A 23,288-nucleotide genomic window follows, 5' to 3' on the forward strand; every position below is an offset into this window, starting at 1 on the left:
ATATCATACCCGTTAATTGCCACACTCCCCTATTCTTTTGTCAATGCCTTTAAAAGGAAATAAAATGATAATTACGCTAAAAGGGATTTATCTATGACTGAAAATGCCTGCACCAGATCCGCTTTTATGTCCTCAATATCCTCCAAGCCTACACATAGGCGTATTAGATCTTTTGTTACCCCGGTCGTTTGTTGGGCCTCATCATCCAACTGTTGGTGGGTGGTGCTCGCAGGGTGAATAATTAAAGACTTGGTATCCCCAATATTTGCCAGCAAGGAAAACAGCTTGGTTTCATCGACCACCTTTTTGGCCGATTCGTATCCACCCTTAACCCCGAAGGTCACTATACCGCTCTGTCCCTTTGGAAGATACTTCTTGGCCAAGGAATGATAAGGGCTCGAAGGTAGTCCTGGATAATTTACCCAAGCCACTTCCTTCCTATCCTGCAACCATTTGGCCAACTCCAAGGCATTCTCGCTGTGTTTTTTGATACGCAGTTCCAATGTTTCCAAACCTTGGATAATCTGAAAGGCATTAAACGGGCTTAAGGCGGCACCCAGGTCCCTTAAACCCTCAATCCTTACTTTGGCAATGAAGGCTGCCGCACCCAAGACATCGTGATAGACCAAACCATGGTATCCTGGGGATGGCTCCGTAAACTCAGGAAATTTACCACTGCTCCAATCGAATGTCCCGGCATCTACAATGACACCCCCCATAGAAGTACCATTGCCATTTATATATTTTGTAAGGGAATGTATCACTATGTTGGCTCCGTGCTCTATAGGTTTTACCAAAGCACTTGTAGCGACCGTATTATCCACTATAAAAGGTATTTTTGCCTTTTTGGCCACTTCGGATATAGCCTTCAAATCCAATACGTCCAGTTTTGGGTTCCCAAGGGATTCCACAAAAATGGCCCTGGTATTCTCTTGTATGGCATTGGTAAAATTGTCTTCATCCCCTGCCTCCACAAAGGTGGTAGTAATACCCAATCTAGGCAAGGTCACCGCCAATAGGTTATAGGTGCCCCCATAAAGGCTACTGGAGGCTACAATATGATCTCCCGTTCTAAGCAGCACCAATAAAGCGGTAGAGATAGCTGCCGTACCGGATGCGGTAACCACACTTGCAAGGCCGCCTTCCAAAGCCGCCAATCGCTGCTCCAAGATGTCATTGGTGGGGTTGTTCAGTCTGGTGTAAATAAAGCCAGGCTCCGAAAGATTAAAAAGATTGGCCGCATGGTCCGTATTATTAAATACATAAGCGGTACTCTGATAAATAGGTACCGCCCTGGTACCAGCTGTTAATTTTGTGTCATGCCCGGCATGCAAAGCGTTTGTTGAAAATTTTTGAGTACTCATGATTTTTTGTTTTTTTAAATTATTAAAATAGATAAAATAAAAAGCCAAAACAAATAATGCGGACGGTGCAATATTATAAAATCAAAAAGTTAAAAAGAAAATCAGCTACAGAAGTAACCTTTAGTGTTATCTGCCACGGATACTGTAAAACAAACCATAATAATCTGGTCCAGTACTTAGGTAGAATTTAGCACCTTCTTTAACAAATAATCAAAGGGTTGCTAAGGCTTCAAAGGGTCTATTCCCTCCACCTTTCTTGATAACAATTCAATAAGTGTTTGAACTTTAGATCTGCAAATATAGGTATGGAAAATTCTTTTTTCCTAATCTTTTTAAAAAAATTATAAATCGAAGGCTTCTTTTACCACATCAACGGCATCCAATTTCTCCCAGGTAAATAATTCCACTTCCTTTTCTACCCGTCCGTTGTAGGGCGATTCAAAAACCTTAATCATTTTTTTAGGGGCTTTGCCCATATGGCCATAGGCGGCCGTTTCCAAATAAATGGGGTTCCTAAGTTTTAACCGTTCCTCTATGGCAAAAGGACGCATATCGAACAATTGGGCAACTTTCTTGGCAATCTCCCCATCGCTCAAAGCTACTTTGGAAGAGCCGTAGGTATCCACAAAAATTGAGGTGGGTTCCACAACGCCAATAGCGTAACTGACCTGAACCAAAATTTCATCGGCAACCCCGGCTGCAACGAGATTTTTGGCCGCATGTCTTGCGGCATAAGCGGCACTACGATCTACCTTACTGGGGTCTTTTCCACTAAAAGCACCGCCACCATGGGCTCCTTTGCCACCGTAAGTATCCACAATAATCTTTCTTCCTGTTAAACCGGTATCCCCATGGGGACCTCCAATTACAAATTTTCCAGTTGGGTTAATATGATATTTTATAGAATCGTTAAAAAGTGTTTGTATGGCCGTTGGCAATTGCTCCTTTACCTTGGGTATTAGAATGGAAATTATATCCTTCTTAATTTTGGCCAACATTAAATCATCATCCTTATCAAACTCGTCATGTTGGGTAGAGACAACAATAGTATCTATGCGTTGCGGAACATTATCATCAGAATATTCGATGGTTACCTGTGCCTTTGCATCTGGCCTTAGATAGGAAATATCATCTCCCGCCCTTCTCAAATCTGCCAAAACCTGCAAAATTTTATGGGAAATATCCAAGGCCAAGGGCATATAGTTTTCCGTTTCCTTAGTAGCATAACCGAACATCATACCTTGGTCCCCTGCGCCTTGATCTTCCTTTGCCCCGCGATCTACCCCTTGGTTGATCTCTTTGGACTGTTCATGGATCAATGAAATTACACCACAGGAGTCCCCGCTAAACTTGTAATCCCCATTGGTGTATCCTATTTTATTGATTACATCCCTCGCTATTTGCTGCACATCAAGATAGGTATGGCTTTTGACTTCCCCTGCCAAAACCACCTGGCCAGTAGTTACCAGGGTTTCGCAAGCCACCTTGCTTTCCGAGTCGAAAGCCAAAAAATGATCCAAGAGCGCATCACTGATCTGATCCGCTATTTTATCCGGATGCCCTTCACTAACCGATTCCGAAGTAAATAAATATGCCATAAATCCTTTCAATATAAAATTATTGGGGATTTGACCAAGCACACTAGAGAAGATCGGATGTTACAGTTCCAACGGAACAGAACAACTTAAACTGCTTTAGCATTTAATTATGCCGAAACCAATTCAGCACATGAGGTTGCAATCAGTCAAATCCTTCCTCGATATTTTTCGCGTACAAAAGTACAAGAATTCTCGACGTAACTAAAAATGTTTAACAACAATTTTAAAAAGGCCCCTAAAAAACCTACAAATCGTATTTCAAAGTACACAAGAAATAAGGTGGACGGCCAAACTGGATGATAAATAAGCAGTTGGCGGCAAAAACTTCTTATTACACTTTTGCCCATTGCCCATTGCCTATTGCTTATTGTTCATTGTTTATTGCTCATTGTCCATTCCCCTTAGTTTTTTATCGGTTATTTTTCCAAAGATTTTATCTTACCCCTGATATCTTGTATATTGTACCTCTTTATTGCATGTGCAAAAAACACTAACCATAATTACATACCTATGCATATCGCCGTTGCAGGAAATATTGGGGCTGGCAAAACAACCTTGACAAGATTACTATCCAAACACTACCAATGGGAGGCCCAATTTGAAGATGTGGTGGACAATCCCTATTTGGACGACTTTTACAATCAAATGGAAAGGTGGAGCTTTAATCTCCAGATATACTTTTTAAACAATAGGTATAGACAAATTTTACAGATTAGGAAGGGTGGCAAGGACACTATTCAGGACCGGACCATCTACGAGGATGCCCATATTTTTGCCCCAAACCTTCATGCCATGGGTTTAATGACCAATAGGGATTTTAGCAATTACACCAGTCTGTTCGAATTAATGGAATCTTTGGTACAACCTCCGGACCTATTAATTTACTTAAGAAGTTCCATCCCGAATTTGGTGAATCAAATCCACAAGCGCGGACGTGAATATGAAAACAGTATTTCCATAGACTATTTAAGCCGATTGAACGAACGCTATGAAGCATGGGCACAAAGCTATGGAAAAGGCAATCTCTTGGTCATTGATGTGGACAAATTAAATTTTGTGGACGAACCTGAAGATCTGGGTCTGGTCATCAATAAAATTGATGCCGAGATCAATGGCCTTTTTTAGACTTCTACCCAAAAAACCCTCATGCAATAAGAAAACATTTGCCCCCTCAGTGCCTATTATGCACATTTACTGCCCACTGCCTTTTACCAACTACCGACACTAAATTTTATAGAAACAAATCCATATAACCATCGGGAGCAATAAAATTAAAAGGCTTTAACCAGATAATAAAAAAACCCCGTATAAACGGGGTTTTTAAGATAATGCCAAAATATAAGTTTTGAGACTTACTTTCTAATATCAATTTTTTCTACAACTACTTTTTTATCATTTTCATCCCATTTCGTAGTCTTTTCAAATGCTTCCAATTGTGCTTTTACCTGCTCTTGGGTTCCATTGAATATTTTTTCCTCCGTAACGGTTTTACCATTTTCCGTAACACTATAAGTCACAATGGCCTGTGCCAAATCTGTAGACTCCACATTCATTTCAACCTGTACTTCCTGCTCCGCAACCCCTGTTTCCAAATGTCCCCCTAATATTGGGGCAATTACCAATCCGATCAAACAGGTAAGCTTTATTAGAATATTCATTGAAGGTCCGGAAGTATCCTTAAAGGGATCCCCTACGGTATCCCCGGTTACTGCCGCCTTATGGGCATCGGACCCCTTGTAGGTCATTTCCCCATTAATTTCCACTCCTGCCTCAAAAGATTTTTTAGCATTGTCCCAGGCTCCCCCGGCATTGTTTTGGAAAATGGCCCAAAGCACCCCGGAAACGGTTACACCGGCCATATAACCTCCCAGCATTTCAGCAATTAATTGATTATCGCTTCCATAGACCAATTTCCCTAAAAGCACAATAGCGATAGGAAATCCTATGGTCAGTATCCCTGGTAGCATCATTTCACGTAAGGCCGCCTTGGTAGATATATCCACGCACTTGGCATAATCAGGTTTGCCCGTACCTGCCATTATTCCCGGTATTTCCTTGAATTGTCTACGCACCTCATAAACCATATCCATAGCTGCCTTGCCCACCGAATTCATGGCCAGGGCGGAAAAAACGACTGGAATCATACCTCCTACAAAAAGCATGGCCAAAACAGGGGCCTTAAAAATATTGATCCCGTCTATCCCCGTAAAAGTTACATAAGCTGCAAATAAGGCCAGGGATGTCAAGGCTGCGGAAGCAATGGCAAATCCTTTTCCTGTAGCTGCGGTGGTATTTCCTACCGAATCCAAAATATCGGTACGCTCCCTTACAATTGGATCCTGTTCACTCATTTCCGCTATACCTCCTGCATTATCGGAAATAGGTCCAAACGCGTCTATGGCCAACTGCATAGCAGTGGTAGCCATCATAGCTGAAGCGGCCAATGCCACTCCGTAAAAACCGGCAAAGGCGTAGGAAGACCAAATGGCCGCAGCGAACAAAAGAACTGTTGGAAAGGTAGAGATCATTCCTGTTGCCAGACCTGCAATTACATTGGTTCCCGCACCGGTACTCGATTTTTGAACTATGGCCAACACAGGCTTGGTTCCCAAGCCTGTGTAATATTCGGTCACCGAGGAGATAACCCCTCCAACAACCAAACCTACAACAGTGGCATAAAACACTCTAATAGAAGAAATATCCTTTAAACCTTCCCCAAAAAATTCCATTTGCATAGTTTCGGGCAACATGTATTTTACCAATACAAAACAGGCTACGAGGGTCAATGCAATGGAAACCCAATTTCCTACATTCAAGGCGCCCTGTACTTCCTTTTCCTTGGCCTCGTTATTTTTAATTTTCACCAACATGGTACCCACGATGGAAAATATAATTCCGAACCCAGCAATGGCCATAGGCAATAAAATTGGGCCAATTCCGCCAAAAGCGTCCTTAATGGCACCGCCCATATCCTTAATTACATAATTTCCAAGTACCATGGCAGCCAATACGGTAGCTACATAAGATCCGAACAAATCGGCCCCCATACCGGCAACATCACCTACATTATCCCCTACGTTGTCGGCAATTGTGGCCGGATTACGGGGATCATCCTCTGGAATACCGGCCTCTACCTTCCCAACCAAATCCGCCCCCACATCTGCAGCCTTGGTGTAGATACCTCCACCAACTCTTGCAAATAAGGCAATGGATTCCGCACCAAGGGAAAAACCCGCCAATGTTTCAAGAACAACGGTCATGTCTTCCGTGGAAGTCCATACTCCGTTCATAAAAAAATGAAACAACAGAATAAAGGCAGTGGTCAAACCCAATACGGCCAGACCTGCAACACCAAGCCCCATCACGGTACCCCCTCCAAAAGACACCTTTAAAGCCTGTGGCAAACTGGTACGGGCGGCCTGCGTAGTTCTAACATTTGTTTTTGTGGCGATCTTCATCCCCATATTACCTGCCAAGGCAGAAAAGAAAGCACCAAAAATAAAAGCTACTACAATAAGGATATGGGTTGTAGGTACTATAAAAGAAATTGCGGCCAATGCAACACTGGCCCCTATAACGAAAAATGTCAATAATTTATACTCTGCCTTTAGAAAGGCCAAGGCGCCTTCATAGATATAATCTGAAATTTCTTTCATTTTTCCGTCCCCAGCATTTTGTTTTAATACCCAGGACCTTTTTACCGCCATAAAAGCAAGACCTACCAATGCCATTATTACTGGCAAGTAAATAATTATTGATTCCATTTGTTTGATTATTTGTTAAATATTTTGAGGGGCAAAAGTAGTAAAATATGGTAGAATAAAAAAAGCAATATTACTTCCGCAATACTGCTTTTTAACTTTTTAAAAAATTAAGGATTAATACTTTATACTTACATCCTGTTTTGGAACGTCGCTATCCTTAAACCTCTGTATACATTTTGCCACAATTTCCCTTGCTTCCTGCTGTTCTCCCCATCCGCCAACATCTACCTTTTTCTTTTCAAGATCCTTATAGACTTTAAAGAAATGCTCAATTTCCTTTATTAAATGAGGATTTAATTCGCTTAAATCATTGATCTTGTTCCAGATGGGATCGGATACGGGTACGCAAATAACCTTTTCATCGGGTCCTTTTTCATCGGTCATATGAAATACCCCAATAGGTTTTACCTCCATTACACAACCGGGAAATGTTGCTTCGGTCACCAAAACAAGGACGTCCAAGGGATCGCCGTCCAATGCCAAGGTTTCTGGGATAAACCCATAGTCGGCCGGGTACATCATGGATGAAAAAATCATCCTGTCGTACCTTATCTTCTTTAGGGCAAAATCGTATTCATATTTATTTCTACTACCCTTAGGTATTTCGATCAATACATCGAACGACGTAATAGCTTCATTGCTCATATGGTTACATTTAATCTTATAATGTTCTAAAAATAACAAATTAATACTTATGTCCTGTCAATCCTACTTTAGCCATCCCAAGCCTTGTTCTTTTTCACCCGGCCTTCGTTAAAAAACAGTTCCGTAGCACGGCTATGCAACATTTTTTTGCCTTGGCCAGATAAAAAATAACCACGACTTAAACGACACAGTAGCATTGACATGATACTAGGTAACTGTCAAAAAAGTATATCAGAAAAGAAATCCGAAGGACCCGGTTACCCCAAAGGATCTTGCTCCGGGATTCTCCAAATAATTCCCCCTAAAGTTAAAATCTATCCTCAAAATCTTAAAGATATTCCCAACTCCTACCGAATACTCCCAATATATCTTATCATCAGGGGCAATTAAAGGAATATTTGCCGGGGCGCTCAAAGCCCTGTTTTCATCCGAAAGTTCCCCCCAGACCCCTCGTAAACCAATTATTTCCCTTAGGTTCCATTTTCTCATAAAGGGAATCCTTGAAAAAAACCTTCCGTTGAAATTATGCTCCAAATGTGCCGAAACATAGGTATCGGTAACGAATTCATAAAAATCAAGATTCGAAAAAGTATTGTACACGGAAAAAAATGTTTGATTTCCAGGAATGGCGTTCAGTAGTCCTAAGGGTACCTCTCCATACGTCTTCCCTATCTCCACTGTGGTCAGCAACCTTCCAAGACCTCCTACCTGCCAAGGCTGGGTATAGCTAAACTGCACTTTTTTATAATCGAAATCACTATCCAAGAAATTTTTTAGACCATTGGTATAGGACAAAAACAAAGTACTGTAATTATCGTTCACATCCCGTCTTTCCACACCGCTTCCTATAGTCTTCTTTCCCGGTGTATAGATAAGAATGGTGGAAAGGTCAAATTGATTTATTTCCGAAGATATCCCTGTGGGAGAAGTAGGATCAATATAATCCAAGCCAAAGGCATTGGGCAGGGCAGAGCTAAGTGTCCTGTAGGATCCACCTACCCCTACCCTGAAATTGGTGATCGGTTCCAGTTCCAGATTAAAGGTGCTAAGATCTATATTGGTAAGTCGATTATTGGAACCGACCGTTAGCACCGACGAGGACGCTATACTTCTTCCCAGAACATCCGTTGTAGCGGTTAAGCTGATTCCCAATTGTTCTATATCCCTTCTTTTACCACCAGAAATGATAAACCTGGATTTTTTGTCCACCAGCCATTTTCCGGAAATCCCATACTTAAATTTATCGTCCCCAAAACCATAGGCCAAATACGCCTGCAATCGCCAGGGATCGTTTTGCCCAAAATAAGTCCTGGCCCCAACCCTAAGTCGAACCCCTTCCGCCTCATTATAACCAAAAATGCTGTACACGTCCCCTAGATCCAAATTCCATTTATCTATTTCCACATACCCGGACCCCAGTATGCTAACTATGTTATAGTAGCTTTTAAATTTGGGTACCGTCTTTAAGGTATCCAATAATTTATAAATACCTTTTTCATCGGCATTTAGGGACTCCAATCTATTGGCCTCCCAGAAGTCATCCTCCTTGTTCAGTACCATAGGGTCAAAAGGATCGGTCTTGGCCTTATAAAATTCATTGGGTTTTGGCTGATTAAATTTATAATCCCCGTATACCGTAGTCCTCTTACCGTATACCCCTCTTGAATTTTCCTTTTTATTAAAACTAAAATCGGACAACATATAATCACGGGTCAAGAGAAAAACGGAATCGTTGACCACATCGAACTCCTGTTCGATATAAATTTCTTTGACCCAGTTGATATTGGCACTTTTGGTGACGGCCAAATTTATATTCTTCACCGCATAGGTGGTATCGTTCACCCAAAAATCCCCTTTGAACGTAAGCTCGTTCTTGCGTCTTGGGTAATAAATAATATTGTAGCACCATTTATTATCTATAAAGGCACTATCCGCCAAGACATAATTATAGGTGTCCACCCCTGTCCGGGACAATGGACTGGTAAAACTCTTGTCGAAAAATTTTAAATAATTATCGTAAATATCGTAATCGGAATAAAGATCGGCAATAAAGGCAATTATAGCCTGATTGTTGCTGAAACCGGAATTCTTGCTCCCCAAAACATCTTCCTTCACCAAGGCCTTCACATTATCGCCATAGACCTTGGAAAAAGTTTCGTTCAAAAAAATAGGCAAATAGGTCTTCCCAGTTATCCGTGAAGTATCCAAATCGTTAAAAACAAATTCCAAGCCCCTAAAAACCCTACTTTTCATAAGGGCGCTGTCTATCGTATTTAGGTCAAACTCAACTTTCTCATACTTGTCAAACTGATACTGTTTAAACATATGGACCCCGTTCTTACGTTTTTTGGCCCATATTTTTTTAAGTATATCGATGGCGGGATTATTTTTTTTATCGGTCTTACCAAAATAAACCACTACCTCGTCCAACTGTTCGCTGGACTCTTCCAACACAATATTCATGTCATAGGTAACCTTGGCCTCAAGGCTTATTTCCTTGGTTTCGTAACCTATAAAAGACACCAGCAAGGTAGTATAGGTATTTTCCGATTCCATATAAAACCTGCCATTGTCATTGGTTATGGTACCTTCCGAGGAATCCTTGAAAAGCACATTGGCAAAAGAAACGGGTTCCCCGGCGCTATCCAATACAATACCCCCTACCTTGGTCTGGCAAAAAGTGTATTGAACGATAAACAAAAATAGGATTACAAGGATTCTTGCCATTTTCTTATTTAAAAAGACCTCTAATAAAAAGGCTCCTCTCCATTTTAGGAAGGAACCGAACGTATAGACGTAACCAACGGCCCGTACTTACCCTTTATATTAAATTTATAATATAAAAGCTCCGTTAACCAAGAGTCAACGAAGCCATAACATGTTTTTAGGGTATATATTATAATTTGTACAATACTTTCTTTACCGCCTTTACAACATCCTCATGGTTGGGCAACCATTCTGCCAATAAAACCGGCGAATATGGTGCCGGGGTATCCGCTGTATTGATCTTTACGATGGGGGCATCCAAATAATCGAAGGCATTGGACTGCACATGATAGGTAATCTCTGTGGCTACATTGCCAAAGGGCCAAGCTTCCTCCAAAATAACCAATCTATTAGTTTTTTTTACGGATTTTAAAACCGCCTCGTAATCCAAGGGTTTAACCGTACGCAAATCAATAATTTCCAAACTAATATTTTCCTTGGCCAATTCTTCCGCGGCCTTATCCGCTTCCTTAATTATTTTACCAAAGGAAACAAGGGTAACATCCGTACCTTCCCTCCTAATTTCGGCTACTCCCAAAGGAATGGTATAATCCCCTTCCGGAACTTCGCCCTTATCTCCATACATCTGTTCCGATTCCATAAAAATAACCGGATCATTATCGCGGATGGCCGATTTTAAAAGCCCCTTGGCATCTTTCGGGTTGGAGGGAACCACTACTTTAAGCCCGGGACAGTTGGCATACCAACTTTCAAATGCCTGTGAATGGGTCGCCGCCAATTGACCGGCGGAAGCTGTTGGCCCACGGAAAACTATGGGACAATTAAACTGACCTCCGGACATTTGCCTGATCTTAGCGGCGTTATTGATGATTTGATCTATCCCTACCAACGCAAAATTAAAGGTCATAAACTCTATTATTGGCCTATTGCCGATCATAGCCGAACCCACACCAATCCCGGCAAAACCAAGCTCGGATATAGGGGTATCAATTACCCTTTCCGGACCAAACTCGTCCAACATTCCTTTGGAAGCCTTATAGGCACCGTTATATTCAGCAACTTCTTCACCCATCAAATAAACGGTCTCGTCCCTCCTCATCTCCTCGGACATTGCTTCCTGTATAGCCTCCCTAAACTGTAGTGTTTTCATCTTTAAAATGGAATCTTTATGTTAAAATGCTAAAAGCGCTAGCAAAAGTAGGAAATAATATATCATGATTAGGAAGTAAACAATTAAAAATACCTCAAAAAATACTATGCATGCATAGTATTTAAAAAAATTATTGAGTATATTAGCCACCATTTCTTAATCAACGGTCAACAAAATATTATCAGATGAAATATCCATTAGCAAAATTTTCAAACCTCCCGATAATTATCGGGACGAAAATGATTATTTGGACATTACATCTGACCGATAAAAAAACAATAAATATAAACAGATGAAAATTTTAGTATGCCTAAGTAATGTCCCGGACACTACTTCAAAGATAAACTTCACGGAAAATGACACCAAATTTGACACCAATGGGGTGCAATTTGTTATTAATCCGAATGATGAATTTGGTCTCACGCGCGCCATGTGGTTCAAAGAAAAGCAAGGGGCCACCGTACATGTAGCTACTGTAGGCGAGGCCAGCACCGAACCAACCATTAGAAAAGCGCTCGCCATTGGTGCGGATGAAGCAATACGTGTAAACGCAGTTCCCCTAGATGGTTTTTTTGTGGCCGAGCAGTTGGCAGAAGTTATCAAGAACGGGGAATACGACCTGGTAATAGCCGGAAGGGAATCCATTGATTACAATGGTGGCATGGTCCCCGGCATTTTAGCCACTTTGTTGGACATGAACTTCGTCAATACCTGTATAAGTCTGGAAATCGAGGGCAACAATGCCACGGCTACAAGAGAGATCGATGGCGGTAAGGAAAAGATAGCGACCACCTTGCCATTGGTCATCGGGGGACAAAAAGGCCTTGTTGCCGAAAGCGACCTAAGAATTCCGAATATGAGGGGAATTATGATGGCACGCCAGAAAAAATTGAATGTAGTTGAACCTACTACATCCAAAAATGCCACAACAGATGTTAAATTTGAAAAACCTGCCCCAAAAGGCAAGGTAACCTTAGTGGATGCCGATAATATTGACGAATTGATCAATTTATTGCACAACGAAGCCAAAGTAATCTAATAAAAAAGCTCCTGCCGAATGAAACCAATTCGGATAGGCGATGCCCATATCAGATCAAAAAAAAATGATTTATAAAGCCATTACCATATATCTATGGAACAGGCTACTTGTTAAAACCCTATAACCCTATGTCAGTTTTAGTATATACAGAATCCGAAAACGGAAAATATAAAAAGAATGCCCATGAGGTTGCCTCTTATGCCTATGAGGTAGCGAAGCTAATGGGAACCAAGGCCACGGCCATTTCCATTAATGCCGGTAAGGCCGAAAGCTTGGGCGACTTTGGAGTTTCCAAAGTATTGAACGTTTCCAATGACCAGCTAAAAACCTTCAGTGCAAAGGCCTTTGCCCAAGTAATTGGCCAAGCGGCAGAAAAAGAAAACGCCAAGATTATAATCCTTAGTTCCAGTGCGGACACTAAATTCCTGGCTCCCATTTTAGCCGCGCAATTAAGGGCAGGTTATGTTCCCAATGTGGTATCGGCCCCGGAAAGCACCAGCCCGTTCAAAGTAAAAAGAACGGTATTTAGCAATAAGGGCTTTGCCGTTACCGAAATAAGTTCAGAAATTAAAATTGTCGGTGTTTCCAATAATGCTTTCGGGAGTGCGGAAAATAAAACCAAGGCCGAAGTGGAGAATTTTGAACCCGCTCTTGGGGGCGATTCCTTTACTACCAAATCTATAGAGGTAGACAAGGTAGTGGGCAAAGCTACCATTGCCGATGCCGATATTGTTGTATCGGGAGGTCGTGGCCTGAAAGGACCTGAAAACTGGGGGATGATAGAAGAATTGGCAGAAGTATTGGGAGCGGCTACCGCTTGTTCCAAACCGGTCTCCGATCTTGGATGGAGGCCACATGGGGAGCATGTTGGACAAACAGGAAAACCGGTGGCCAGCAATCTATACATTGCCATAGGCATCTCCGGGGCAATCCAGCATTTGGCAGGGGTTAGCTCTTCCAAGGTGAAAGTGGTCATCAATACGGACCCTGAAGCCCCCTTTTTTAAGGCTGCAGACTATGGCGTGGTTGGCGATGCTTTTGAAGTTGTTCCCAAGTTAATCGAAAAATTAAAGGAATTTAAGGCCCAAAACGCTTAATTTTTGTTAAATTGTGCCCCTTAAAGGGCTGCTCAAACATACTAGTGTTTAGTCAATGTTTAAACAACGGTTAAGGAATGATGGATCTTGAGTTGGGCCAAGGCGCAAAAAACGAGCATAGCCGTAGGCTACGTAAGGATTTTTGCAACGCAGGACCGGCTCAAGGGACACTTTAAATTACCCGTAGGTTTAGGCTTGACTGAACACTTGGCCCGCCCTGTATTTCGAACAGCCTTTTTTAGTTGATAAATTTCTATGAGTTTAGTTAGATTAAAAATAAAGGGGATATCCTATAGCCAAACGCAAAATGGTGCATATGCCCTTATATTGAATGAAGTTGATGGCGACCGTAAACTACCTATCGTTATTGGTGCCTTTGAAGCCCAATCCATAGCTATTGCGTTGGAGAAGGAAATTAAACCTCCCAGACCCCTGACACATGACCTGTTCAAAAATTTTGCCGATCGCTTTGATATCGTCATCAAACAGGTCATCATCCACAAATTGGTCGATGGCGTTTTCTATTCCAGTATTATTTGTGAACGCGATAAAATAGAGGAGATCATAGACGCCAGGACAAGTGATGCCATAGCCCTGGCCCTAAGGTTCAATGCCCCTATTTTTACCTACAAGACCATCTTGGACAAAGCGGGCATATTCCTTAAATTTTCTTCAAAAGAAAAGGACAAGGAAGATGCTGACGACAGTATTATGGTCGATGAAATTCTACAGGAAGGGGAAACGGTAGAAATAAACCCAGGTGCTTCCGACGGGTACAAAGAATTAAGTACGGAAGAACTATATGCCGAGCTGGACAAGGCCGTTGCCAGCGAAGACTATGAAAAGGCGGCAAAACTCAGGGATGAAATCTCCAAACGCAAATAAGGTAAGTTCGACCGATTTTTAATTGTCAATGGGTTGTTTATGATAATTTTGTCCGGTCAGAGTCGAGACCTCAATTTAAATAAGATTACTGGATGAGAAATAAGCTTTGGATTTTATTTATTTTTAGCTTTATAGCATTCCCATCCCTGGCCCAAGAAATAAACGACCCAAACCTACTGCAGCATTCCCGGGGGATCATTCCCAATCAAGGGGCTTCTTTTCAAAGTCTCTGGAGGGGCATTCTTGGAATGGCATCATTGATTTTTATAGCCTACCTCTTTAGCAATAACAAAAAGGCCATTAACTGGAAAACCGCAGGAATCGGACTTTTCATCCAACTGCTCTTGGCCATTTGTATCCTAATTGGCGAAAAAATAGGTTTTAATGCCTTCGGGTATAGGTTCGACCTCAGTTTTGTTTCGAAAGTCTTCGAATTTGGAGGAAAAATTTTTGTAAGTATTCTAGATTTTACAAAGGCCGGGAGTAAATTCCTGTTCGAAGGCCTGGTGGTGGACATGGATACCTTCGGATTTATTTTTGCCTTTCAGGTCCTTCCCACCATTATCTTCTTTTCGGCATTGACATCGGTACTGTTCTATTTGGGCATTATCCAAAAAGTAGTCAGGGCATTGGCATGGTTACTCACCAAATCCCTGGGGATATCCGGTGCTGAAAGTTTAAGTGTAACCGGAAATATCTTTTTAGGGCAGACCGAGGCTCCCCTGTTAATAAAGGCCTATCTGGAAAAAATGACCCGATCTGAAATGCTTTTGGTAATGATAGGGGGCATGGCAACCGTTGCCGGGGCCGTTTTGGCCGCCTATATCGGTTTTTTGGGGGGAGACGATCCCATCCTCAGGCTACAGTTTGCAAAACACCTCTTGGCCGCATCGGTCATGGCAGCTCCTGGAGCCATTGTTATCTCAAAAATCCTATACCCCCAAACCGAAGCAATCAATACGGATGTACATGTTTCCAACGAAAAAATTGGTTCCAATATTCTCGATTCCATTTCCAACGGAACTACCGAAGGCCTAAAATTGGCCGTAAACGTTGGTGCCATGCTATTGGTATTTGTGGCCTTTATCGCCATGATAAACGGCATCTTGGATTGGACGGGCAATATTACGGATCTAAATTCATGGATCGCCCTAAATTCTCCCTATTCCAATTTTTCCCTGGAGGCTATCCTTGGAACTATTTTTGCCCCCCTTATGTGGCTAATAGGAGTAGATTCTGTAGATATTATGCTTATGGGACAACTTTTGGGCATTAAATTGGCCGCCAGTGAATTTATTGGGTACATACAATTGGCCGAATTAAAAAATATTGCCAGCAGCACCCATTTTACATTTAACAAATCGGTGATCATGGCCACTTATATGCTATGCGGATTTGCCAATTTTGCCTCTATCGGTATTCAGATAGGGGGCATTGGCTCCTTGGCGCCCGGACAAAGGAAAACCTTGTCGGAATTTGGAATGAAAGCTGTTTTGGGCGGATCTATCGCCTCTTTGCTTTCCGCTACTATTGCCGGAATGATCCTGGGGTAATGGTTGCTGTTGACCCACACCCTATAAGTTAGATTTCTGGTTACCGATCATCATCAAAAAAAAATCTTCTTAAACCAGTTGAAGAGGATTCCCATAATTTGCCACTACCTTTGTAGCAAAACGAACAAAATGGAAAAGAAACGCACCATAGTAGTTGTAGGAGGGGGATTTGCAGGATTGGAATTGGTTAAACGATTAGGGAATTCCCGGCTTTATGACCTTATTTTGGTAGACAGCAATAATTATAATTTTTTCCCTCCCCTAATCTATCAGGTCTCTACGGGGTTTATGGAGCCCTCTGCCATTAGCTATCCATTTCGAAAGATATTAAGGAATAAAGAAAGTGTTCGCTTTAGACTTGGGGCCATGGAAAGGGTAGTCCCCTCCGAGAACAAGATCATCCTGAACAACGGTGAAATACAATATGATTTATTGGTCATGGCCACTGGGGCCGAAACCAATTTTTTTGGCAACAGGAATATTGAGGAAAAAAGCCTCCCAATGAAAACCATCAGTGATGCCATTTCCCTAAGAAATGTAATCCTTACCAGATTGGACCGGGCCACCCGATTGAGCGACACCCAGGAACGCAAAAAACTACTCACTTTTGTCGTTGCCGGTGCCGGACCCACAGGGGTGGAACTCTCTGGCATTTTGGCAGAAATGAGATCGTTTATCCTAAGAAAGGATTATCCCGAACTAAGCAAGGATGATTTGGGCGATATCTACGTAATAGACGGACAGGAAGCCGTATTGGCGGCAATGTCCCGCCATTCACAAAACTACACCTTTGGGGAGCTCCGCAAATTGAACGTTAAAATAAAGCTCAACACCCTGGTCAAGGATTTCGAGAACGATACGGTGTACCTATCCGATGGCAGTGAAATCCAAACCAAGAACCTTATATGGGCCGCCGGGGTTTCGGCCAAATTCTTTGAAGGTTTTTCCCCGGAGAGTTACGGAAAGGGAAAAAGATTAAAGACCAATGCCCTTAATTTGGTCAATGGCCATAAAAATATATACGCATTGGGAGATTGCGCATTGGTCTCCGGAGATAAAAATTACCCGGACGGACATCCGCAATTGGCCCAGCCCGCATTGCAGCAAGCCAAGAATTTGGCCCACAACCTAGAATTGGACCCTGCAAATTGGACCCCCTTTAGCTATGGGGACAAGGGTTCCCTGGCCATTATTGGACGGAATAAGGCCGTCTTGGATTCCCCAAAACAAAAATACTTCTTAAAAGGATTTATTGCCTGGCTGATATGGATTTTTGTCCACATCATGGGCCTGGTCAATTTTAAGAACAAAATACGGACATTGTACAACTGGCTGGGTTATTATATATTCAAGGACCAATCTTTTAGAATGATCATTAAACCAAGTGAAAGAAAACACTAGTGTCCGATCAACGTTTAAATAACGCCTCCAATAAGGACCGAAGAATTGGAAAAACGAGTGTCCGCTTTGTTTCCCGATTAAAAATGGAACAGACCTAAACCAACCTTTTTTAAACCGTTGATAATTTATAATAACTTGGGTTCAACAGTACGCTCCATAATTCCGGATTTTATTAATTTGCGCTCCATGGCCATGACCATAAGAATTGGGTGTTTTTGGCAATAACAAGGACAATAAAAATGAAACAGTACCACGATTTACTAAAACATGTATTGGAAAATGGAATCCAAAAGGGTGATAGGACCGGCACAGGTACCAAAAGTGTTTTTGGATATCAAATGCGTTTTGACCTTGCCGAGGGATTTCCCATGGTTACCACCAAAAAACTCCATTTAAAATCCATTGTGCATGAACTGCTATGGTTTTTAAAGGGCGATACCAATATTGGCTATTTGCAGGAGAACGGGGTACGTATATGGAACGAGTGGGCAGATGAAAATGGCAATTTGGGTCCTGTTTACGGATATCAGTGGCGGAATTGGAACGGTGATGAAATAGACCAGATCAAGGAAATAGTACATACCCTAAAAACCAGTCCCAACAGTCGCCGTATGCTGGTTTCGGCCTGGAACCCCAGTGTACTTCCTGACACTTCCTTGTCATTTTCAGAGAATGTGGCCAATGGAAAAGCCGCATTGCCTCCCTGCCATGCCTTTTTTCAATTCTATGTTGCCAATGGTAAATTGTCCTGTCAATTATATCAAAGAAGTGCCGATATATTTTTGGGCGTTCCGTTCAATATAGCTTCCTATGCCCTATTCACCCTTATGATGGCACAGGTCTGCGACCTAGAGCCTGGCGAATTTATCCACACCTTTGGGGACGCACATATTTACAGCAATCATTTTGAACAGGTGGAATTGCAATTAAGCAGACAACCAAGACCTTTGCCAAAAATGGTCCTGAATCCGGAAGTAAAGGATATCTTCAAGTTTACCTTCGAAGATTTTAGCCTATTGGATTACGACCCCCACCCACATATTAAGGCAACCGTGGCCGTATAACGGAGTACCAATACCTGTAAAACGAACAAGGCCCAATTTACAGTTGCCCATCTATTGGAGCGGTAAAATAGGCTGAACAAAAATTCATTGCGGGAAAAAAATACCCTTGTAAAAATCCGACACCATGGAAAGTAAGGTTCCAATGGTATCGGATTCGTATTATTTACAATACCAAAACTGAATTCTCGGTACCGGCAAATTCGTTCCATTGGTAACGATCCGCCTCCGCTTCGTTAACGTAATTGCCATCCACAATATATTTGAATTCATAAGTACTTTCCTTTGGCAAATCGAAAGTCCCCTTAAAGGTTCCGTTTTTCAATTTCTTCAATGCGCTTCCTTTTGGGCTCCAATTATTAAAATCCCCCACTACTGCCACCTTCTTTGCATCCTCTGCCGGTACCGAAAAAGTTACCTTGCATATTGGCTTGCTCTTTAAATATTGTTTAGTAATTCCCATGACCTCTAAATTTTAGATTAAAATGCAAAATTAAATCATTAAACCCCTCATTCCCAATGACCAATATCATTTTTATCATTTTCTTAAAATAAGTTTAACAATTGACCTTCTTTGATAATTTTATAAAGTAAAATTCCTAAGTAAACAACATTGCCTATCCTCTCTTTAAGATTCCAATAATCTTATCTATCTCATTTTCTGTATTGTAGAAATGAAAACTTAACCGAATGCCATTTCCGCGTTGGGAACAAACCACATCCTGCTCCATAAACTTGGCATACAAATCCTTATCTCCCGGAATATTAAATATGGAACTATGCCCTTTTCTTTTGACCACGGACGCTTCCAACAACCCCAAATTCTCCAGTTCCCCCTTTGCCTTTATAGAAAGCCTTTTGACCTGGCCGGTAATCGCATCCATTCCTATATTCGAAAGAAAGCCCAAAGAATGGTTTAGGCTCCCAAAATTAAAAGTATCCAAATGTCCAGGTTCAAATTGTTTGGCAAAGGACACCTTATCCCTACCTTCCATGTCCCCGTCGGCAGCATTAAAACCCGTAGACCTGCAGCTAAATTTGCCCGGCGTGTCGTCCGCAAACAGCATAAATCCGTTACCATAACCCCCCAACAACCATTTATAGGAGCTTGCTCCCAAAACATCTATTCCGGAACCTTCAAAATTAAAGATCTCCGTACCCAAAAATTGTGTACCATCGGCAATGATCAATAGATCCGGGAAATGCTTTTTCAATTTGCCCAAAAAATCCAGATCCACCTTTACCCCGTTCAACCACTGTACCAAACTAAGGGCCAGGACATTTATGTTATCCGATTTTATCCTATCGTAAATATTTTCCTCCAAAGATTCGGTGACCTTTAGATAATGGGTGGCATGCCCCCTACTTTCAAAAGGCCAGTTCACAGAAGGGAAATCCCCTTCCAAAAGCAATACGTTCCTTTTTCCCCCCAGGCCTTCCAGCAATAGATTGAGTCCAATGGAAAAATTAGGGACCAAGGCCACATTATCCGCCTTACAACCAAAAAATTTTCCAATAGTGTTCCTGGTTTCGGAAATAAGCTGGAGACTTTTCATTTTCATTTTACTTCCCCCAATCAAAAAATCAAGATCATGTTCTTGCCGCCAATCCAAAAGATCGTCATAAAGAAGGCCGGATGCAGCCGTATTTACATAAGTGTACTGACTTAAAACTGGAAATTGCTTGATAATCTTTTGCATATCCAAAGAAATGAAATTTGTATTTATGGTATCTTTGCCTAAAGATAGGAATTAGGATGTTCTCCAAGAATAAAAATAAATCACTTATAGAATTGGAACAGCATGAACTGCTGGAACATGCCCAAAAGAGAATAAAACAAAAAAAGCGACTTTATAATCATTTTGTGGTGTTCTTGATCGGCAGTGTATTTATGATCATCATCAATAAAATATTGAAGTATGGTGTGGAATACAACTGGTTTGTCTGGGCCATTACCTTATGGGCCTTTTTGTTCACCATTCATATATTCAATGTATATGTAACCCTTAAATTTATGGGCCTGGATTGGGAAAGGGAGCAAAGGGAAAAATTGGTCCAGAAACAGAAACAAAAAATAGCCGAATTGCAGAAGGAGATCGAAACGGAATTTCCCCTATCCAACATCAATAAAAAAGTAGAAGAGTGAACATTCTATCCATTATAGCCGCCGCTGCTGAGAACAATGCTTTGGGAAAGGACAACGACCTGCTCTGGCATTTGCCGGACGATTTCAAACGCTTCAAAAAACTTACCTCGGGACATAAGATAATCATGGGCCGCAAAACCTTCGAGAGCTTCCCCAAACCTTTGCCCAACAGAACCCACATCATCATAACCAGGGATCGGGACTATACCGTAAAACATGAAGCTTGCATAGTAGTACATTCCATGCAGGAGGCCTTGAACCTTGTAAAAGAAGACCCCTTGTCCTTCATTATAGGTGGGGGCGAGATTTACAGACTGGGATTGGAATACGCCAACCAAATGGAATTGACCAGGGTACACGGAACCTTTGGAGCGGATACCTTTTTTCCGGAATTCGACAAAGACAAATGGCAGTTGACAAAAGAGGAATACCACCCCAAGGACGGGCGGCATAATTATGATTTCACCTATTTGACCTATACAAAAAAGTCCCTACAGGAGGATAAAAGCTAAAAATTCAGGAACGCTGCCCTATAAGGTACGATTACATCCCTTAAAAAGAATTTTAACACCTCAACATCCCCATTGGTAAAAAACCGGTGCGAACTACTTTCATCTTCCGCTCCAGTCAATAACTGATGCAGCTGCAATACATTTTTGGTATGTTTGGCCACTCCCTCTCCAGAATCGATTATCTTTATATTTTCAGGTAAAATTTCCCGTATCAGAGGAATTAAATAAGGATAATGGGTGCATCCCAATACTAGGTGGTCCATTCCCTGTTCCAGCATGGGTTCCAGATAGCTTTGCAACAACTCCTTGGTTTTGGCAGTCTGTACCTCCCCTTTTTCTATAAGCTCCACCAAACCGGTGCCTACCTGATCCAAGACCTTAATACCGTGCGCATAAAGTTCAGAGGTACTATGGAACAAAGCACTGGACAAGGTACCCTTGGTCGCCAAAACACCTACTGTTTTGGTCTTGGAACTTAAAGCGGCCGGTTTAATGGCTGGTTCAATTCCGATCAGGGGGATAGTATAAATGTCCCTAAGTTCCTTAATGGCGTTGGTAGTGGCCGTATTACAGGCAACCACTATAAGTTTACATCCCTGTTGCAGAAGTAGTTCAACATTTTTTATACTCAGTTGAAGTATGTGTTCCTTTGATTTTTCCCCATAAGGGGCATTCCTACTATCTGCCAAGTATATGGTTGATTCATATGGAAGAATCTTGTTGATCTCCCGCCATATGGAGGTACCTCCAATGCCGGAATCAAAAATGCCTATGGGACCGTTATTCATCTAAAATAAAAAAATTGAGCAGCCATAAAGTTACATTAATATCGCATTATGGAATAGTTCTACTTAAGGAAATAAAATACCCCATACCTACAATTTATTTTGGTTTCCCTGTTCCCATATTGCCCATGGCCAACTGCCTAAAACTTTTCAACCAATACTTTAACCTCCTCCAAATTCAGTCCGCCATAATTCCCTGAGCTCATTAAAAGCAATACGGAATTATCGTACTCCTGACCGAAAACAAAATTTTTAAAATCGTCGGCATCGGTAAAAATATGTAAATCGTCCCGAACAAAGGCCTCCGATATTTGTTCCGGGGTCACTTCCTCCAGTTTCTTTATCCTAACCGATTCGGGTAAATAGAAAACCGCCGCTACATCCGCGGCCTCCAAGGCACCTTTATACTCCTTTAAAAATTCCGGGTTAAAACTGCTATAGGTATGCAGTTCCAAACACGCAATTAATTTCCTTTCCGGATACTGCTCCTTTACGGCATTTGTTGTGGCCATTACTTTGCTGGGTGAATGTGCAAAATCCTTAAAGGCAGCACAGGTATTGCCTTCGGCCAACTTTTCCAATCTTTTGGAAGCACCCTTAAAGGATGCAATCGCTTCATAGAAATCATCTTCATCCACCCCCATATTTTGACATATCCATTTGGCCCCTGCCAAATTGCTAAGGTTATGTCTTCCAAAAACTTCTATAGGCATGGGCCCCTCCGGAGTTTCCAAAATGGTCTGTCCATTTAAAACACTATAATCCGGAGTGCTATATGGGAGCCTTCGTATATTGTTTTCGGAAGCCTTTACCACCTTCTCCACTTCCAAATCTTCTTCATTGTAGGTAATGGATCCCCCTTTTACAATGCTATCTACAAAAATCCGGAATTGCTCCACATAATTGTCATAGGTGGGAAAAACATTTATATGATCCCAGGCAATCCCGCTCAACAAGGCTATATTGGGTCTGTACAGATGAAATTTGGGCCTCCTATCTATGGGGGAGGACAAATATTCATCCCCTTCCAGCACTATAAAATCGTTTTCTTCGGTAAGGTGCACCATACGGTCAAAACCTTCCAATTGGGCACCTACCATAAAATCGACGGCAATATCGTGATAATTTAGAACATGTAATATCATAGAAGTAATGGTAGTCTTGCCATGACTCCCTCCAATGACCACCCTGGTCTTATTCTTGGACTGTTCGTACAGAAACTCGGGATAGGAAAATATTTTTAATCCCAATTCCTGGGCCTTTAACAGCTCGGGATTGTCCGCCTTGGCGTGCATTCCCAAAATTACCGCATCCAAACTTGGGTTCAATTTCTCAGGAAACCAGCCCAATTGTTCCGGTAATAGCCCTTTGGCTTTTAATCTAGTCTTGGAAGGTTCAAAAATGATGTCATCACTCCCTGTAACAATGTATCCTTTATGATGTAGAGCCAAGGCCAAATTATGCATAGCGCTGCCCCCGATGGCAATAAAATGAATCTGCATGAAAAGATCAGTTTAAGGGTCAAAGATAATCATTGTTAAAGGCCAACAAAAAACATAGG

General features: G+C 41.8%; 19 protein-coding genes and 1 riboswitch. Of the genes, 9 read left to right on the forward strand and 10 right to left on the reverse strand.

Annotated features, from left to right (window positions below; genetic code table 11):
• Positions 1-71 precede the first annotated feature (71 nt).
• Together D0S24_RS12390 and metK are read right to left on the reverse strand one after the other, a co-directional pair.
• On the reverse strand, positions 72-1,364 hold the full coding sequence (locus D0S24_RS12390; protein ID WP_117020258.1) for an O-acetylhomoserine aminocarboxypropyltransferase/cysteine synthase family protein: 1,293 nt from the start codon (positions 1,362-1,364) through the stop codon (positions 72-74).
• A 123-nt stretch (positions 1,365-1,487) separates the two neighbouring features.
• Positions 1,488-1,630, reverse strand: a riboswitch (SAM riboswitch).
• Positions 1,631-1,705: 75 nt separating this feature from the next.
• Complete coding sequence (gene metK / locus D0S24_RS12395) at positions 1,706-2,962, reverse strand: methionine adenosyltransferase (RefSeq protein WP_117020161.1); 1,257 nt, start codon at positions 2,960-2,962, stop codon at positions 1,706-1,708.
• A 510-nt stretch (positions 2,963-3,472) separates the two neighbouring features.
• Here metK and D0S24_RS12405 point away from each other — a divergent pair.
• Positions 3,473-4,087, forward strand: a complete 615-nt coding sequence (locus tag D0S24_RS12405; protein WP_117020163.1) for a deoxynucleoside kinase — start codon at positions 3,473-3,475, stop codon at positions 4,085-4,087.
• Positions 4,088-4,314: 227 nt separating this feature from the next.
• On the opposite strand, the gene D0S24_RS12410 is transcribed toward D0S24_RS12405, so the two are convergent.
• The 4 genes from D0S24_RS12410 to D0S24_RS12425 all read right to left on the reverse strand — a co-directional run bounded on the left by D0S24_RS12410 (position 4,315) and on the right by D0S24_RS12425 (position 11,248).
• Positions 4,315-6,726 (reverse strand): sodium-translocating pyrophosphatase, encoded by a 2,412-nt coding sequence (locus D0S24_RS12410; protein WP_117020164.1) that lies wholly within the window; start codon positions 6,724-6,726, stop codon positions 4,315-4,317.
• A gap of 114 nt (positions 6,727-6,840) precedes the next feature.
• A complete protein-coding gene (locus D0S24_RS12415; RefSeq protein ID WP_117020165.1) occupies positions 6,841-7,371 on the reverse strand; it encodes an inorganic diphosphatase in 531 nt (176 codons plus the stop codon).
• 231 nt (positions 7,372-7,602) lie between these two features.
• The gene (locus tag D0S24_RS12420; protein ID WP_117020166.1) at positions 7,603-10,098 is read right to left on the reverse strand and encodes a DUF5686 and carboxypeptidase-like regulatory domain-containing protein; all 2,496 of its coding nucleotides are present in this window, start codon (positions 10,096-10,098) and stop codon (positions 7,603-7,605) included.
• Positions 10,099-10,267: 169 nt separating this feature from the next.
• Positions 10,268-11,248, reverse strand: a complete 981-nt coding sequence (locus D0S24_RS12425; protein WP_117020167.1) for a pyruvate dehydrogenase complex E1 component subunit beta — start codon at positions 11,246-11,248, stop codon at positions 10,268-10,270.
• A gap of 292 nt (positions 11,249-11,540) precedes the next feature.
• Between D0S24_RS12425 and D0S24_RS12430 the strand changes: the two genes are divergently transcribed.
• The 6 genes from D0S24_RS12430 to D0S24_RS12455 all read left to right on the forward strand — a co-directional run bounded on the left by D0S24_RS12430 (position 11,541) and on the right by D0S24_RS12455 (position 18,287).
• Positions 11,541-12,287, forward strand: a complete 747-nt coding sequence (locus tag D0S24_RS12430; protein ID WP_117020168.1) for an electron transfer flavoprotein subunit beta/FixA family protein — start codon at positions 11,541-11,543, stop codon at positions 12,285-12,287.
• A 128-nt stretch (positions 12,288-12,415) separates the two neighbouring features.
• Positions 12,416-13,384, forward strand: a complete 969-nt coding sequence (locus D0S24_RS12435) for an electron transfer flavoprotein subunit alpha/FixB family protein (RefSeq protein WP_117020259.1) — start codon at positions 12,416-12,418, stop codon at positions 13,382-13,384.
• A 255-nt stretch (positions 13,385-13,639) separates the two neighbouring features.
• The gene (locus D0S24_RS12440) at positions 13,640-14,269 is read left to right on the forward strand and encodes a bifunctional nuclease family protein (protein WP_117020169.1); all 630 of its coding nucleotides are present in this window, start codon (positions 13,640-13,642) and stop codon (positions 14,267-14,269) included.
• A 92-nt stretch (positions 14,270-14,361) separates the two neighbouring features.
• Complete coding sequence (locus D0S24_RS12445) at positions 14,362-15,822, forward strand: NupC/NupG family nucleoside CNT transporter (protein ID WP_117020170.1); 1,461 nt, start codon at positions 14,362-14,364, stop codon at positions 15,820-15,822.
• Between the two features lie 129 nt (positions 15,823-15,951).
• On the forward strand, positions 15,952-17,223 hold the full coding sequence (locus D0S24_RS12450; RefSeq protein ID WP_117020171.1) for an NAD(P)/FAD-dependent oxidoreductase: 1,272 nt from the start codon (positions 15,952-15,954) through the stop codon (positions 17,221-17,223).
• Between the two features lie 239 nt (positions 17,224-17,462).
• Complete coding sequence (locus D0S24_RS12455; protein ID WP_117020172.1) at positions 17,463-18,287, forward strand: thymidylate synthase; 825 nt, start codon at positions 17,463-17,465, stop codon at positions 18,285-18,287.
• A gap of 163 nt (positions 18,288-18,450) precedes the next feature.
• Here the strand turns inward: D0S24_RS12455 and D0S24_RS12460 are convergent, their stop codons facing one another.
• A complete protein-coding gene (locus D0S24_RS12460; RefSeq protein ID WP_117020173.1) occupies positions 18,451-18,747 on the reverse strand; it encodes an isoamylase early set domain-containing protein in 297 nt (98 codons plus the stop codon).
• A gap of 154 nt (positions 18,748-18,901) precedes the next feature.
• Positions 18,902-19,984, reverse strand: a complete 1,083-nt coding sequence (locus D0S24_RS12465) for an aminotransferase class V-fold PLP-dependent enzyme (protein ID WP_117020174.1) — start codon at positions 19,982-19,984, stop codon at positions 18,902-18,904.
• A 56-nt stretch (positions 19,985-20,040) separates the two neighbouring features.
• Here D0S24_RS12465 and D0S24_RS12470 point away from each other — a divergent pair, with 56 nt between their 5' ends.
• Entirely contained in the window at positions 20,041-20,430 is a 390-nt protein-coding gene (locus tag D0S24_RS12470; protein WP_117020175.1) for a 2TM domain-containing protein, read from the forward strand.
• Positions 20,427-20,942, forward strand: coding sequence for a dihydrofolate reductase (locus tag D0S24_RS12475; RefSeq protein ID WP_117020176.1), 516 nt, complete (start codon positions 20,427-20,429; stop codon positions 20,940-20,942). Before D0S24_RS12470 ends, D0S24_RS12475 begins: the two co-directional genes overlap by 4 nt.
• Here D0S24_RS12475 and murI read toward each other — a convergent pair.
• Positions 20,939-21,730, reverse strand: a complete 792-nt coding sequence (gene murI / locus D0S24_RS12480; protein WP_117020177.1) for a glutamate racemase — start codon at positions 21,728-21,730, stop codon at positions 20,939-20,941. The genes D0S24_RS12475 and murI overlap by 4 nt on opposite strands.
• Positions 21,731-21,867: 137 nt before the next feature.
• The gene (gene murC, locus D0S24_RS12485) at positions 21,868-23,229 is read right to left on the reverse strand and encodes a UDP-N-acetylmuramate--L-alanine ligase (protein ID WP_117020178.1); all 1,362 of its coding nucleotides are present in this window, start codon (positions 23,227-23,229) and stop codon (positions 21,868-21,870) included.
• Between the last annotated feature and the right edge of the window lie 59 nt (positions 23,230-23,288).

Source organism: Arenibacter sp. P308M17 (assembly GCF_003426735.1).
In the GTDB taxonomy this organism is placed as follows: Bacteria; Bacteroidota; Bacteroidia; order Flavobacteriales; family Flavobacteriaceae; genus Arenibacter.

Excerpts from the sequence above, each read along its gene's own strand:
- D0S24_RS12430 (WP_117020168.1), top strand. The coding sequence starts at position 11,541 with ATGAAAATTTTAGTATGCCTAAGTAATGTCCCGGACACTACTTCAAAG.
- murC (WP_117020178.1), bottom strand. The coding sequence starts at position 23,229 with ATGCAGATTCATTTTATTGCCATCGGGGGCAGCGCTATGCATAATTTG.
- D0S24_RS12455 (WP_117020172.1), top strand. The coding sequence starts at position 17,463 with ATGAAACAGTACCACGATTTACTAAAACATGTATTGGAAAATGGAATC.
- D0S24_RS12445 (WP_117020170.1), top strand. The coding sequence starts at position 14,362 with ATGAGAAATAAGCTTTGGATTTTATTTATTTTTAGCTTTATAGCATTC.
- D0S24_RS12390 (WP_117020258.1), bottom strand. The coding sequence starts at position 1,364 with ATGAGTACTCAAAAATTTTCAACAAACGCTTTGCATGCCGGGCATGAC.
- D0S24_RS12425 (WP_117020167.1), bottom strand. The coding sequence starts at position 11,248 with ATGAAAACACTACAGTTTAGGGAGGCTATACAGGAAGCAATGTCCGAG.
- D0S24_RS12410 (WP_117020164.1), bottom strand. The coding sequence starts at position 6,726 with ATGGAATCAATAATTATTTACTTGCCAGTAATAATGGCATTGGTAGGT.
- murI (WP_117020177.1), bottom strand. The coding sequence starts at position 21,730 with ATGAATAACGGTCCCATAGGCATTTTTGATTCCGGCATTGGAGGTACC.
- D0S24_RS12415 (WP_117020165.1), bottom strand. The coding sequence starts at position 7,371 with ATGAGCAATGAAGCTATTACGTCGTTCGATGTATTGATCGAAATACCT.
- D0S24_RS12420 (WP_117020166.1), bottom strand. The coding sequence starts at position 10,098 with ATGGCAAGAATCCTTGTAATCCTATTTTTGTTTATCGTTCAATACACT.
- D0S24_RS12465 (WP_117020174.1), bottom strand. The coding sequence starts at position 19,984 with ATGCAAAAGATTATCAAGCAATTTCCAGTTTTAAGTCAGTACACTTAT.
- D0S24_RS12470 (WP_117020175.1), top strand. The coding sequence starts at position 20,041 with ATGTTCTCCAAGAATAAAAATAAATCACTTATAGAATTGGAACAGCAT.
- D0S24_RS12460 (WP_117020173.1), bottom strand. The coding sequence starts at position 18,747 with ATGGGAATTACTAAACAATATTTAAAGAGCAAGCCAATATGCAAGGTA.
- D0S24_RS12405 (WP_117020163.1), top strand. The coding sequence starts at position 3,473 with ATGCATATCGCCGTTGCAGGAAATATTGGGGCTGGCAAAACAACCTTG.
- D0S24_RS12435 (WP_117020259.1), top strand. The coding sequence starts at position 12,416 with ATGTCAGTTTTAGTATATACAGAATCCGAAAACGGAAAATATAAAAAG.
- metK (WP_117020161.1), bottom strand. The coding sequence starts at position 2,962 with ATGGCATATTTATTTACTTCGGAATCGGTTAGTGAAGGGCATCCGGAT.
- D0S24_RS12450 (WP_117020171.1), top strand. The coding sequence starts at position 15,952 with ATGGAAAAGAAACGCACCATAGTAGTTGTAGGAGGGGGATTTGCAGGA.
- D0S24_RS12440 (WP_117020169.1), top strand. The coding sequence starts at position 13,640 with ATGAGTTTAGTTAGATTAAAAATAAAGGGGATATCCTATAGCCAAACG.